The sequence below is a fragment of the Paenibacillus lignilyticus genome, from assembly GCF_017942085.1.
GTDB lineage: Bacteria > Bacillota > Bacilli > Paenibacillales > Paenibacillaceae > Paenibacillus_Z > Paenibacillus_Z lignilyticus.
In genome coordinates this window covers 131,906-144,806 of sequence record NZ_JAGKSP010000014.1, presented here as the reverse complement: position 1 = coordinate 144,806, position 12,901 = coordinate 131,906, and the positions used below count along the sequence as shown (strand labels likewise).

Below are 12,901 nucleotides of genomic sequence, written 5' to 3'. Positions count from 1 at the left end.
GGCTAGCCATATGCCATGCTTACGTCGACCTGTGGTGCGTTGTCGGAAATAATGCCAGAAATCTGTACGATCGCTTAGGCTTCGAGGAAAAATACACGATGCAATTTGTACGGAAGACGCTATAGATATGACAGCTGCTCCATCATGCCAAACAGGCCGGGACACCAATAATAGGCGTCCCGGCCTTGTTGAATTTATAAGCACGCTTTATCCGGCAAGCGAATGTTGATAACCCCTATCAATGGGAAATCTTTATACAAAGCTTCCGGCTTTTTTGGTATGGTTAATTGGTGCTTCAAAAAGATTGGCTGGGAGAGACGACATCTTATGAGTAAACAACAACAAATGAAATCCAGTTTATTGCTGCTAATCACCGCTTGCATCTGGGGATCGGCCTTTGTCGCGCAGCGTGAAGGAATGAACTATGTCGGGCCGTTTACCTTTAATGCCGTCCGGTTTGCCCTTGGTGCATTATCCTTGGTTCCGCTCATCATGTGGTTGGATCGAAGATCGCGGAAATCAACCCAAGAGATAAAGGCTTCGGTCAAAAGTTCAGCCGGCTCCGGCTTCATGGCAGGACTGATTCTCTTCTGCGGGGCGTCGTTGCAGCAAATCGGACTCATTTACACAACAGCGGGAAAAGCCGCTTTCGTCACCGGTCTATATATTGTTATTGTGCCGTTCCTGGGTTTGTTTCTAAAACAGCGCATTAATGCAAACAGCGCGATAGGAGCTATTATAGCGGTTTACGGTTTATATTTATTGTGCGTAAAGAATGATTTGACGCTAGGTACCGGCGATTTATACGAGCTGGCCGGCGCGTTCTTCTGGTCGGCGCATATTCTGCTGATCGATAAGCTGTCTCGCCAAACGGATGTCATTAAGCTGTCGTTCTTTCAGGTGGTAACCTGTTCCGTGCTCAGCTTTATCGTTGCCTTTGCAACGGAGACGATCGATTTTACAGGACTGTCGCAGGCCCTTATTCCTCTTCTGTATGGCGGAATTTGCTCTGTCGGGATCGCTTACACACTGCAGGTTGTCGGTCAGAAGGGGGCGCATCCGACGCAGGCGGCGATTATTATGAGCATGGAAACGGTATTCGCGGTCGTTGGCGGTTATTTCGTTCTCGGTGAGCTGCTGGATACACGCGGCGTGATCGGTTGTTTATTTATGCTGGTGGGGATGATCATCCCGCAGCTTCCGCCGATTAGAAGAAACATTATCGTGCAGGAATAGTTGCGATTCGAAATGATCGCTGCTCTATACTTCAATTGAAAGGAGGGAATGCGATGGATTGGCTTACCAGAATGAACCGCGCCATGGACTACATCGAAATGAATCTAACCGGAGAGATCGAGCTGGCAAAAGTGGCCCGCGAGGCGTGCTGTTCGTCGTATGAGTTCCAAAGAATGTTTTCGTTTATTACCGATGTGACGCTTGCCGAATATATTCGGCGCAGACGCCTTACGCTTGCCGCGCTGGAATTGCAAAATAACGCAGCCGCGAAGATCATCGATATTGCGCTTCAATATGGCTACGAGTCACCGGTATCTTTCGCGCGAGCTTTTCAATTGCTGCACGGTGTCACGCCTGCGATGGCTCGGCAAGACGGGACTGCTCTCAAAGCCTATCCTCGGCTTTCCTTCCTTATCGCGATTAAAGGAGCAGAGGCGATGAATTATCGGATCGAATCGAAAGAAGCTTTCCAGGTGTTCGGCATTGAAGGCGTGTATCAAACAAACCCGGACAGCGAAGATCAGCATACGCCGGCGCAAATGTGGCAGCAAAACCATGCGAATGGCGAAGTGGAGAGATTGGCTGCAAATGCAGGCGATTTGCCGGCTTTCATGAGTTCGGATTTATATAAAGTACATGCGGTATGCAGTTATAAACCAACCGGCGACGACGCTTTTCCTTATATGTTGTGTGCCTTTAAGAGTGAGTCCAGTCAGACGGACGGCTATTCCACGATAACGATTCCTGCACATACGTGGGCTATTTTCGCCTCGGATCCGTTTACTTGGGATGCGTTCAATGAAGTCATCGAGACGTTATATCGCCGGTTTTTCACAGAGTGGCTGCCGACGGCGGGCTATGAACAGGTCGATGGATTAGATTTTGAAATTTACGGTGGATCTGGCGGGCTTAACTACGTCGAATTATGGTTTGCGGTGAGAAAAACAGCTTGAAGGGCACACTTGGATGAAGACAAGAAGGGCCGGGAATCCTCCTCACGGGAACGATTCCCGGCCCTTGTTAGAATCTCGGAACCCCGAAAATCGGCCCAATAAGGCTCCTGCGATTCGTTAGATTATGCGTGCGGGGTATAGATCATTTTGATGGTGCAGGGGGAGATCCTGTGCCTTTTTTAACGTCCTCGCTCAGGTTAATCCAACGTCTGGAAGGGATTTCCGATTCCGTTGAAGAACTAGTAATCAACTGGAATACCGTTTGATTCGACTACTTCCTCAGTACTCGAGATAGAGGAGGACATGACGATGACGATTAAAGAACAGCCGATGATGAACGTGAGAAGAAACAAAATTATAACGACGGATAAGGAAATCGCGATTGTCGGCAGGATCGAAGAGCCGTTGATTCTCATCTTGGAAAATGTATTGAGCCACGCCGAATGCGATACGTTGATTGATTTAGCTACAACCAGAATGCAGCGAGCCAAGATTGGCAAGGCTCACGAAGTAAGCGATATTCGCACCAGCAGCAGCATGTTCTTCGAGGAAAGCGAGAATGAATCGATTCATCGCATTGAAACCCGAATTTCGGAGCTCATGAATATACCGCTCGCGCATGCAGAACCGCTGCAGATTTTACATTATAAAGCCGGCGAGCAGTATCAGCCTCATTATGATTATTTTAAATCCGGCCAGGTGGTCAACAATCGAATCAGCACGCTGGTCATGTACTTGAATGATGTGGAGGAAGGAGGAGAAACGTATTTTCCTTCCCTTCATTTCGCGGTAACGCCCAAAAAAGGAAGCGCTGTCTATTTCGAATACTTCTATACCGACGACCATTTGAATGGGCTGACCTTGCATGGCGGAAACCCCATTGTGGCCGGTGAGAAGTGGGTAGCCACCCAGTGGATGAGAAGACAAATTTATCGTTATGAATAGGGGAGCAGCTTGCATGCTAAAGTCGATTTCGACGCATCTTTTTCAATATGAGGATACTTGCCTGGTGTATGTCATTCGCAGCGGCAGCGAGGCGGTCTTGATTGATTTTGGATCGGGTGCCGTGCTCGAAGAACTGGCATCCATTGGCGTCGACAAGGTAACGGATGTGCTGATGACGCATCATCATCGGGATCAAGGACAAGGACTGGATAAAGCAGTTGCGGCAGGTGCGCGCGTATGGGTGCCTCATCATGAGCAGGATTTGTTTGCCCGGGTGGACCAACACTGGCAGGGCCGTGAAATACTCGTCAATTACAATGTGCGCCAAGATAAATTCTCGTTGCTGGAGCCGATCTCGATTGCCGGAACGTTGAAGGATTATGCGAATTACACCTTTGGCGAGCATGCGTTTAACGTGGTTCCTACCCCCGGCCATACGACAGGATCGATAACGCTGACTACCTTACTGGACGGCAGCCAAGTTGCATTTACAGGGGATCTGATTGCCGGTCCGGGAAAAGTGTGGTCCATGTCCGCCACGCAGTGGTCGTATAACGGCTGCGAAGGGGTTATTCATACCCTTTGTTCAATATCGGCTCTGCGGGATAAAGGCTTACACATGCTGCTTCCTTCGCATGGCGAAATTATGGAGCGGCCTTCCGCGGCCATTGATCCGTTAATCGAGAAGTTAGAGCAGCTTCTTCGGCTGCGCGGCCAATACGCGGATTATGAGTCTTTTAAGGAGCCCGAGTTTCGGGAGATTACCCCGCATCTGCTGTGGAATGCCCGCAGCTTTGCCAACTCCTTTGTACTGCTCTCCGAAAACGGCAAAGCGCTGCTCATCGACTACGGATATGCGAATATCCATGCCATCTTCATCGCGGGAACGGATCGCGCATCACGCCGGCCCTCGCTCTTTCCCATTGAGCGGTTAAAGAAGCAATTCAATGTGTCGAAGATTGATGTGGTGATTCCGACGCATTATCATGACGATCATGTGGCGGGCTTTAACCTTCTGCGCGATGTCGAAGGTACGGAGACGTGGGTAGCCGATAATTTTGCCGATCTCTTCGAACACCCGTACGACTATGACGTGCCTTGCATTTGGTATGATCCGATCCCGGTAGACCGCAGAATACCGCTCGAACAGACCGTTGTGTGGGAGGGGTATGACATCCGTCTCTACGAGCAGCCGGGGCATACGCTCTATGCGGTCGCGATCTCGTTCGAAGTTGATGGTAAGCGCGTACTGGCTATCGGAGACCAGCAAGGAAATGATGGCAATTTGAATAACTACGTTTATCAGAATCGGTTCCGTTCTCATGACTATGTATTAAGCGCGGAATTGTACAAAACGCTCAATCCCGACCTTATCATCTCCGGCCACTGGGATCCGCTATGGGTGGAGGAAGGTTACTTCGACAAGCTGCAGCGGGATGGAGAAAGCTTAAAGCAGCTGCATGACGAGCTGTTGCCGCTGGAGCAGATCGATCTGGGCGCGGAAGGTTACTGTGCATGGATAAAGCCGTACCAAATCGAGATGAGCGGCGGGGAAACGACCGAAATTGCGGTAGAGGTATTAAATCCGTTTCCGCAAAGAGACAAGGTGACCGTTCGGCTGGTTACGCTTCCAAGCTGGAGCACGGAAACCAAGGAGCAGCAGCTGGAAATCGATTCTCACAAAGTGGCGACGGTTCAGTTCGCGATTACGGCTCCTGCGGGGTTCACGGCGAATCGAGCCCGAATCGCGGTCGATATTACGATTGGGGATCGGAAGCTGGGTCAGCAGGCGGAAGCGCTTGTGACGGTGAAGTAGTTTGGTGAGTAGGGTGGCTAACGACAAATAGAGCAGGCGATGTCGCCTGCTCTATTTTCTATTTAGTCTCCCTATGAGGGAAGCTGGACTGCGTTCGCGGGATCGATTGAATCGGAAGTCGTATGGTTCGCTCGTGCATGGATATTGCTCAGGCCTCTGGATACGAGCAAGCAAAGGGTGAAGAATATGGTGTACAGAATAGAAGTAACTAAGCTGGAAGCGAACAGAAGCGCTCCGGAGACTTCTTCGGCACGCGACACGAAACGGCCGAGAATATTAGAGGCAATAAAGAAAATAATCAGCGGAACGGACATCCCTTGAATCCATTGACCGTCCTTGCTTAGCGCTGCTGACCGCTGATAATGGCTGCCGATTTGTTGATAGATGGACGGGATGCCGTAGAAGTTATAGAACGGAATGATCATGCAGGCAATGGCGGATCCCGGCGTTCGCGGGAATTGAAGATAAAGTCGATTCAAGTCCATGTGCACCCGGTATATCCAGATGAGATATACGATAGCGGCTACATAATAAAGCACAACCGAAACGATATCTACAAAACCGTACATCGGATAGATGTAGTCACTGAACATATTCAAGTCGATCATGTAGATGGCGGAGAAGGCCAGATCGGCCAGCGCTGCTACTAAGAGAGCGGCCAGAAGGATTTTGAGGATAAATGAGATAAATTCTGATTTTAAATTCACTGGGGATCGAGCTCCAATTCATACTTAGAATAGTTGCTTAAATAATGGATGGCTTCTTCCAGGGTGGCTACGGGGACAACCCGTAAACGCAAATGAAGTTCGCCGGCGACTTGCAGCGCTTCCTCCTCGTTACTGAGGCCCTCATACATAAACGTTTCTTGGTCCTTGGGAACCAGAAAAATATCCGCCCCTTCGGCTTCCGCAGTCCGCAGTTTGTCGCGAATGGCTCCAACAGAGCCGACGGACTGATCTTCCTCGAGCGTACCCGTACCGGCAATGGTAAGTTTGCCGAGCTTTGAAAAGTCGACGTGCTTTTCTTCCTCGTACAAGCCGATGCCGAGCATGAGCCCGATCGAATTCCCATAATACTGTGAGGTTTCTTCGATGAGCTTGTTCTCCCGATCCTCCAGCTGATCGACCGAGCTCGGCTGATCCGAAATGTCTGCTGCGGAATCCACTGCATGACGAATCGTATCGTCCTTCAGAAACTTTTCGAAATCCAACATGTCGTCGCTTGCTTCCTTGGCGGAGGCGCTTACTCGTGTGAATTGGGCATCCGGGTAGGAGCGCCTGACCGATAACTTCTCGTACCGATTCCGGGTAAAACCTTCGCGGACATAGACGAAGTGAACGCTGCCCTTCACGCCGATGTCTTGAATGGACACAAGCCCTCCGGGCGCGGAGAAACTATTGTATTGAGGGAGATAAAAATAGAGGGCGATAGATAGGGGAAGCAATAAAAGCGCGACAGCAATCAGCCATTGCTGCCAGGAAGTCAGTCTCCCTCGTACAGCTTGTACCTGTGGTTGTTCCAGAATGATCATCCGTTCCAATTTATCATAAAGTTCAACAATATTTGCTAATATTCAATGAATTATGTAAAAATCCTGCATATTTACAATAATATTAATATGGAAAAGAATAGACCCCGCCATCACATTGTGGGGGGATCCATCTTTTCCCGAACCTGACCGAAGCGGTACTAGTTGCTGCCCGAAAGGACATAATCCGTGTTCGAAAGCGTGTACGTAAGGGTGCTGTTCGTGTTTAGTAAAGCATCCAAAGTGCTTCCGCGGGTAACGACGAATTGCATTTTGCTGTAGAGGTCGCCTTCAAAGATCGTGAACAGCAGAATGCCATTTAGAAAAGTGTTGTCGTCGTCGCCGTAAGCAACCTCTTCCGTCCCAAATGGTCCAAGGGTAAAGGATTCCGTGCCGTATTGGTTGTAAGGCTCTAAGCCTGCGCGGATAAACAGCGTAATATCCAAAGCGGCTCCGGTATTATTTACAAACGTTTTTAAACCTGCCATGAGCTGTATCCTCCTTTCAAAGCGGGATACTCCATCCTATTCTAGTAATTTCAATTTGCTAGGACTTCCGGATAGATTTAGATAATCATCCGTATCCGACCATGCCGGATTGGCTTGCTTGAGGCGAGTAGAGCCCTCGAATTTCGTTGCAATTTCAGGTGTCATGGATTACACTGATCACAATCGAATAAGCGCGGGAGCTTGTAGAAACAGGCTGAGAGTACGACTAATCCGTCGTAGACCGTTTAACCTGTTGGGTAATGCCATCGTAGGAAGTTCACGCCTGTCGTGCGCATTGTTGCGCCTTACCCTCATTTTGCGGGTAAGGCGTTTTTTTGATGCTCCATTTGGAAAAATAGGAAAGAAGAGGTGGCTGAGGCTATGAACATTCAAACGGTGGCGAGCAAGCTGAGACAAGTAAGGGAAACGAACCCGTTAATTCACAATATTACGAATGTCGTCGTCACGAATTTCACTGCGAACGGTTTGCTGGCCCTGGGAGCATCGCCGGTCATGGCGTACGCCAAACAGGAAGTCGCGGATATCGCCAAGATTTCAGGAGCGCTCGTACTGAATATTGGAACGCTGAACGAAACGGAGATTGAAGCGATGAAGCTGGCGGGCAGCTCGGCGAATGCGCATGGTGTTCCGGTCGTGCTGGATCCGGTTGGAGCGGGAGCTTCGGCATATCGTACGGATACGGCAAGAGGATTGCTTGCAGACGTGAAAATCAGCATCCTTCGGGGCAATGCAGCCGAAATCGCAAACGTTGTCGGCCGCGAATGGTCGATCAAAGGCGTCGATGCCGGAACAAGCGGCGGCGACGTTGTCGAATTGGCTAAGCATGCGGCTGCGCAGCTTGGCACAGTTGTCGTGATTACCGGCGAGGCCGACATCGTCTCTGACGGAACGAGAACGTTTGCCGTACGCAACGGAGATGCTATTCTTACTCGTGTTACCGGAACGGGCTGTCTGTTGACGTCGGTCATCGGCGCATTCGCGGCGGTAGATAGCGATCTGATCGTAGCTTCCGTGGCTGCATTGACCGCATATGGCGTAGCGGCCGAGCTTGCTGCCGGCAAGGCGGCCGGACAAGGACCGGGCAGCTTCCAAATCGCGTTCCTCGATCAGTTGGCGAATGTAACCGCAGCGGATATCGAGAAGCTGGGCCGAGTGGAGCGGATTGAACAATGAGCACAGCGATTGCGAGAGCATTAACGATTGCAGGCTCGGATAGCGGCGGCGGGGCCGGTATTCAAGCCGATTTGAAAACCTTTCAAGAGCTGCGGGTGTATGGGATGTCGGCCATTACGGCTGTTACGTCGCAGAATACACTCGGCGTGCGAGGGATCTATCCGCTGACGGCAGATGCCGTTCGATCGCAGGTTGAGGCGATCGGCGACGATCTTGGCACGGATGCGGTAAAGACGGGCATGCTGTTCAACGATGAGATTATCGTTGCTGTGGCTGAGGAAATCCGCCGCTACGGCTGGAGCAAGGTCGTTGTCGATCCGGTTATGATCGCCAAGGGCGGAGCTTCGCTGCTGCTCGAACAAGCGGTCCGCGCCATGAAAGAAACGCTGCTTCCGCTCGCGTGGGTTGTCACGCCTAATGTGCCGGAAGCGGAAGCGCTGACGGGGATGACGATCTCCGGCATTGCTGCGCGCAAAGAAGCGGCGAGACGGTTAGCCGATTTCGGGGCGAAGCATGTCGTGCTCAAAGGCGGCCATGATCTGTCCGATGACGGGCAGGCGATCGATATTCTCTACGATGGACGGGACTTCTACGAGTTTCGCAGCGAACGCAGAGAAACTCGTCATACGCACGGCACCGGCTGTACGTTTGCTTCGGCGATCACCGCCGAGCTTGCCAAAGGCCGCGATGTGCCTGAAGCCGTCGAAGTCGCCAAAGCTTTCATCCAGGCGGCGATCGAATATCCGCTTGGCCTTGGACAAGGGCACGGGCCGACCAATCACTGGGCATACCGCGATCAGGAGCGCGGACGATGAGTACGCGGGCATGGCAGGATGATGCTATTCGCGAGGCGCTGCGGCTCTATTTCATTATGGGGAGCAACAACTGTTTGCCGGGAGTTGATCCCGTGCAGGTATTGTCGGAAGCGATTCGAGGCGGCGTCTCGTTGTTTCAGTTCCGCGAGAAGGGCAGCGGCGCACTCGTGGGCGATGCCCGAGTAGAGCTTGCTTGGCGTCTTCGGGAGCTGTGCCGCGAGCACCGCATACCGTTCATCGTGAACGACGATGTCGAGCTGGCCTTGGAAGTGGATGCGGACGGCGTTCATGTCGGCCAAGAGGATGAAGCAGCTTCGACCGTGCGCCGGTTAATCGGCGATGCTAAGCTGCTTGGCGTCTCTGCCTACGATGAGCGGGAGGCGGAAACTGCCATTCGCTGCGGCGCGGACTATTTGGGTATCGGTCCGTTGTTCTCCACTCGCACGAAGGAGGATGCCAAGGATGCTTCGGGCCTCGACGTACTTACGCAGATGCGGGAACTGGGCATGCGGATTCCGATCGTCGGCATCGGCGGAATTACCGATGGAAACGCGGCTGAAGTAATCCGCGCAGGAGCTGACGGAATATCGCTGATCTCCGCGATATCGCTGGCTCAGGATCCGTTCGCGGCATCCAACCGGCTTCGGCAGGTCGTCGACGCGGCGTTCGCCGGAATGGACTAAGCCCCCAAAAGCATGGTTCACTGTATTGGCAGTGTGCCATGCTTTTTTGTTGTTGTAGGCGAACTCGCTGCACTAACTCCCAAGTAGACCTCGTGGTGGTCTACATGCGCAAAATTCGCTGCATTGGCTCCCAAGTAGACCTCGTGGTGGTCTACATGCGCAAAACTCACTGCATTTGCTCCCAAGTAGACCTCGTGGTGGTCTACATGCGTAAAATTCGCTGCATTGGCTCCCAAGTAGACCTCGTGGTGGTCTACATGCGTAAAATTCGCTGCATTGGCTCCCAAGTAGACCTCGTGGTGGTCTACATGCGCAAAACTCACTGCATTGGCTCCCAAGTAGACCTCGTGGTGGTCTACATGCGCGAAATTCGCTGCATTGGCTCCCAAGTAGACCTCGTGGTGGTCATCCGAGCAACAAAGAGTTAGTCACTAACCAGACCGAAGGCGGCAGCACCCGGTCAATTTGCGGTACAATAAACAAAACGGCAAATTTCCTGGAGAGGATGGTTGCATACCAATGGCAACAACGGAGAAGTCCTTACGAACGTGCAAGAAAGGGCATCAGTATTATAAAAGCACCGATTGCCCAACCTGCCCGACCTGCGAGCAAGAAAAGAAACCGGAGAGCGGGTTTCTGTCGCAGCTGTCGGCACCGGCAAGACGAGCGTTGGAGCACAACGGGATTACCACTCTAGAGCAGCTATCGCAGTATAGGGAAGCGGACATACTCAAATTTCACGGTATGGGGCCGGGTTCCATGCCGAAGCTGAGAGCGGCTTTGGAGGCAAATGGGCTTTCTTTTAAGCAATAAGCAAATGTACCGAGCATGGTGGCCGGACCGCCATGGCCTTGTATTTTAGGGAATGGAGGTGGTTGTAGGTGGAACTGACGTATTTGAAAACTTTTCGCGAGGTAGCGAAGTGCGGGAGCTATACACGAGCCGCGGAATCGCTGGGTTATGCCCAGTCGAGCATCACGTCGCAGATTCAGAAGCTGGAAGAAGCGTACGGGGCGGTCCTGTTGGAGCGTTTCGGAAGAGGCATGAAGCTGACGATGGCGGGTGAAGCGCTCCTGCAATACGCCAACGATATTTACAGACTGCATGAAGAGTCCAAGGAAGTCGTGGCCAAACAAGCCAAGGGGACGCTCTCGATCGGGACGATTGAGACATTGGCTGCCTTTTACCTCCCGCCGCATCTGCAAGCCTACCGCCGCGAGTATCCGGACGTGAACATTGTCATACAGCCTGCGAACGAGCCGTTCATTATCGAATCGGTCAAAGAGGGCGAGCTCGACATCGGAATCATTCTGGATCCTCCGTTCACGGACCCGGAGCTTCACAGCAGCATCCTGCGAGAAGAACCGCTGGTTATCATTGTGAACCCCGATCATAAATTAAAAGGGCAAAACGAAGTCCATGCCCATAACCTGGAGAACGAGTCGCTCATTCTGACGGAGGAAGGCTGCACGTACCGGGCCATGCTGCTCAAGGTGCTGAAGGGCAATCAAGTGAGCTTTAGTCTTTCATACGAGTTTGGCAACTTGGAAGCCATCAAGCAGTGTGTGATCTACGGTCTTGGGGTTGCACTGGTGCCCCGGATTACAGTGGCCGAGGAAGTCCGCAAGGGACAGCTTATCGCGATTCCTTTTGTCCACCCGGAATGCAGGTTCTATACACAATTGATATACGCAAAGAAGAAATGGAAATCGAACGCGTTCAATGGCTTCGTGGAGCTGCTCAGCGGAGGTTCCGGTTTCAATTATCGAAATGAGTGAAGTATAGTATAGATATCTATCGATAACTCCATGGTTAAGGGCTGTGATACATTGAAAGCAAGAAATCACAACCCTACCGGAGGTAATCAAAATGACCATTCAAACACGCCAATCCCTCGTTCTCGAGACACCTGCCGCATCGCCGGAGCACACGCATCGTCACTTCATGAACAAGCTTTCCGTCGAAACCGACGTTGCGGATGTGCGATATGACATGCAGCATGGCCTGAATGATTTTCTGCTCGTCGATGTTCGGAGCTCGAAAGCCTATGAAGAATGCCATGTGCCGGGCGCAATCAGCCTGCCTTCCAACAATATTAATCCAGAGACAACAGCTGCATTCTCGAAAGAACAAGTCATTGTGGTCTACTGCTGGGGGCCGGCTTGCAATGGCGGCACCAAAGGCGCGGCGCGGTTAGCCGGTCTGGGATTCCGTGTAAAAGAGATGATCGGCGGCATCGAATATTGGCGGAAAGAAGGGAACGAGGTAGCGGGCACACTTGGACAATCGGCTCCCTTGATCGGATAAGGGACGCGGCGGTTCGTCTATCAAACGGAGGTAACGAATGACGGAAATCAACACGGAGCTGGTAAGCAAACTGATTAAAGGACAATTCCCGCAATGGGCAGACTTGCCGATCTATCCGGTAGCCAATAGCGGACATGATAATCGCACCTTCCATTTAGGCAACGAAATGAGCGTTAGGCTGCCAAGTCATGAGTCGTATGCGGCACAAGTCGAGAAAGAACTTACGTGGCTGCCTAAGCTTAGACCGCACCTCACTTTACCTATACAGGTTCCGGTAGCGAAAGGGAATCCTGCGGAAGGCTACCTGTGGCCGTGGTCCATCAATAGATGGATCGAAGGGGAAACGGTAAGCCTTGCTGCAATAAAGGATCTGAATCAACTGGCCGGAGATTTAGCTGCTTTCTTAAAGGAGCTTCAAGCCATTCCGGCTTCGGATGGACCTCCTGCTGGCGCACATAATTTTCATCGCGGAGGCTCGCTTAGGGTTTACCATGAGGAAACGAAGACGACACTCGAAAATCTGAAGCCGATCCTCGACACCAACGTATTTCATGAGATGTGGGACCTTGCGCTTCAGTCGCAATGGACGGAGGGGCCGGTCTGGGTGCACGGCGATGTCGCGATCGGCAATCTCTTGGCACAGAACGGGCGGCTCAGCGGTGTTATTGACTTCGGCATACTGGGCACGGGCGATCCGGCCTGCGATTATGTGATGGCATGGACATTCTTCGATTCGGAAAGCAGGGAGATCTTCCTGCGGGAAGTCGGCTGCGATGAAGGAACACGTCATCGGGCACGCGGCTGGGCATTATGGAAGGCGCTTATCACCTACGATTGGCATGACAAAGAGTCTGCTGCGGCGGTAGAAGCCAAACGGATTCTGGATGTTATCAAGGGTGAGTATTAATTCTGCAGCAGATGATTGGAGAAGGCAAA

At 51.8% G+C, this 12,901-nt stretch carries 14 protein-coding genes; 11 read left to right on the top strand and 3 right to left on the bottom strand.

The features are described from left to right. Window positions 1-327: 327 nt before the first annotated feature. The 4 genes from I8J30_RS25535 to I8J30_RS25520 all read left to right on the top strand — a co-directional run bounded on the left by I8J30_RS25535 (window position 328) and on the right by I8J30_RS25520 (window position 4,950). The gene (locus I8J30_RS25535; protein WP_210662943.1) at window positions 328-1,236 is read left to right on the top strand and encodes a DMT family transporter; all 909 of its coding nucleotides are present in this window, start codon (window positions 328-330) and stop codon (window positions 1,234-1,236) included. A gap of 53 nt (window positions 1,237-1,289) precedes the next feature. Next, window positions 1,290-2,189 (top strand): AraC family transcriptional regulator, encoded by a 900-nt coding sequence (locus I8J30_RS25530; protein WP_210662942.1) that lies wholly within the window; start codon window positions 1,290-1,292, stop codon window positions 2,187-2,189. Between the two features lie 309 nt (window positions 2,190-2,498). Beyond that, window positions 2,499-3,134 (top strand): 2OG-Fe(II) oxygenase, encoded by a 636-nt coding sequence (locus I8J30_RS25525; protein ID WP_210662940.1) that lies wholly within the window; start codon window positions 2,499-2,501, stop codon window positions 3,132-3,134. Window positions 3,135-3,147: 13 nt separating this feature from the next. After that, the gene (locus tag I8J30_RS25520) at window positions 3,148-4,950 is read left to right on the top strand and encodes an MBL fold metallo-hydrolase (RefSeq protein WP_210662938.1); all 1,803 of its coding nucleotides are present in this window, start codon (window positions 3,148-3,150) and stop codon (window positions 4,948-4,950) included. A 71-nt stretch (window positions 4,951-5,021) separates the two neighbouring features. Here I8J30_RS25520 and I8J30_RS25515 read toward each other — a convergent pair whose 3' ends face one another. The 3 genes from I8J30_RS25515 to I8J30_RS25505 form a co-directional block, all read right to left on the bottom strand. Further along, a complete protein-coding gene (locus I8J30_RS25515; protein WP_210662936.1) occupies window positions 5,022-5,657 on the bottom strand; it encodes a DUF4328 domain-containing protein in 636 nt (211 codons plus the stop codon). After that, window positions 5,654-6,322 carry a hypothetical protein gene (locus tag I8J30_RS25510; protein ID WP_210662934.1) on the bottom strand — a complete coding sequence of 223 codons (669 nt, stop codon included), beginning with the start codon at window positions 6,320-6,322 and terminating at the stop codon, window positions 5,654-5,656. Before I8J30_RS25510 ends, I8J30_RS25515 begins: the two co-directional genes overlap by 4 nt. 317 nt (window positions 6,323-6,639) lie before the next feature. Beyond that, window positions 6,640-6,966 (bottom strand): hypothetical protein, encoded by a 327-nt coding sequence (locus I8J30_RS25505; protein ID WP_210662933.1) that lies wholly within the window; start codon window positions 6,964-6,966, stop codon window positions 6,640-6,642. Between the two features lie 381 nt (window positions 6,967-7,347). Between I8J30_RS25505 and thiM the strand changes: the two genes are divergently transcribed. The 7 genes from thiM (at window position 7,348) to I8J30_RS25470 (ending at window position 12,872) form a co-directional block, all read left to right on the top strand. Further along, window positions 7,348-8,160, top strand: a complete 813-nt coding sequence (thiM, locus tag I8J30_RS25500) for a hydroxyethylthiazole kinase (protein WP_210662931.1) — start codon at window positions 7,348-7,350, stop codon at window positions 8,158-8,160. Then, entirely contained in the window at window positions 8,157-8,975 is an 819-nt protein-coding gene (gene thiD, locus I8J30_RS25495; RefSeq protein WP_210662929.1) for a bifunctional hydroxymethylpyrimidine kinase/phosphomethylpyrimidine kinase, read from the top strand. Before thiM ends, thiD begins: the two co-directional genes overlap by 4 nt. After that, the gene (gene thiE, locus I8J30_RS25490; protein WP_210662927.1) at window positions 8,972-9,658 is read left to right on the top strand and encodes a thiamine phosphate synthase; all 687 of its coding nucleotides are present in this window, start codon (window positions 8,972-8,974) and stop codon (window positions 9,656-9,658) included. Before thiD ends, thiE begins: the two co-directional genes overlap by 4 nt. A 519-nt stretch (window positions 9,659-10,177) precedes the next feature. Continuing rightward, the gene (locus tag I8J30_RS25485) at window positions 10,178-10,471 is read left to right on the top strand and encodes an RNA polymerase alpha subunit C-terminal domain-containing protein (RefSeq protein WP_091225205.1); all 294 of its coding nucleotides are present in this window, start codon (window positions 10,178-10,180) and stop codon (window positions 10,469-10,471) included. Between the two features lie 68 nt (window positions 10,472-10,539). Then, window positions 10,540-11,436 carry a LysR family transcriptional regulator gene (locus I8J30_RS25480; RefSeq protein WP_210662925.1) on the top strand — a complete coding sequence of 299 codons (897 nt, stop codon included), beginning with the start codon at window positions 10,540-10,542 and terminating at the stop codon, window positions 11,434-11,436. 91 nt (window positions 11,437-11,527) lie between these two features. Beyond that, the gene (locus I8J30_RS25475) at window positions 11,528-11,965 is read left to right on the top strand and encodes a rhodanese-like domain-containing protein (RefSeq protein WP_240548372.1); all 438 of its coding nucleotides are present in this window, start codon (window positions 11,528-11,530) and stop codon (window positions 11,963-11,965) included. A 37-nt stretch (window positions 11,966-12,002) separates the two neighbouring features. Continuing rightward, window positions 12,003-12,872 carry an aminoglycoside phosphotransferase family protein gene (locus I8J30_RS25470; protein WP_210662923.1) on the top strand — a complete coding sequence of 290 codons (870 nt, stop codon included), beginning with the start codon at window positions 12,003-12,005 and terminating at the stop codon, window positions 12,870-12,872. Window positions 12,873-12,901: the final 29 nt, after the last annotated feature.

Excerpts from the sequence above, each read along its gene's own strand:
- thiM (WP_210662931.1), top strand. The coding sequence starts at position 7,348 with ATGAACATTCAAACGGTGGCGAGCAAGCTGAGACAAGTAAGGGAAACG.
- I8J30_RS25520 (WP_210662938.1), top strand. The coding sequence starts at position 3,148 with ATGCTAAAGTCGATTTCGACGCATCTTTTTCAATATGAGGATACTTGC.
- I8J30_RS25470 (WP_210662923.1), top strand. The coding sequence starts at position 12,003 with ATGACGGAAATCAACACGGAGCTGGTAAGCAAACTGATTAAAGGACAA.
- I8J30_RS25525 (WP_210662940.1), top strand. The coding sequence starts at position 2,499 with ATGACGATTAAAGAACAGCCGATGATGAACGTGAGAAGAAACAAAATT.
- I8J30_RS25535 (WP_210662943.1), top strand. The coding sequence starts at position 328 with ATGAGTAAACAACAACAAATGAAATCCAGTTTATTGCTGCTAATCACC.
- thiD (WP_210662929.1), top strand. The coding sequence starts at position 8,157 with ATGAGCACAGCGATTGCGAGAGCATTAACGATTGCAGGCTCGGATAGC.
- thiE (WP_210662927.1), top strand. The coding sequence starts at position 8,972 with ATGAGTACGCGGGCATGGCAGGATGATGCTATTCGCGAGGCGCTGCGG.
- I8J30_RS25475 (WP_240548372.1), top strand. The coding sequence starts at position 11,528 with ATGACCATTCAAACACGCCAATCCCTCGTTCTCGAGACACCTGCCGCA.
- I8J30_RS25505 (WP_210662933.1), bottom strand. The coding sequence starts at position 6,966 with ATGGCAGGTTTAAAAACGTTTGTAAATAATACCGGAGCCGCTTTGGAT.
- I8J30_RS25530 (WP_210662942.1), top strand. The coding sequence starts at position 1,290 with ATGGATTGGCTTACCAGAATGAACCGCGCCATGGACTACATCGAAATG.
- I8J30_RS25485 (WP_091225205.1), top strand. The coding sequence starts at position 10,178 with ATGGCAACAACGGAGAAGTCCTTACGAACGTGCAAGAAAGGGCATCAG.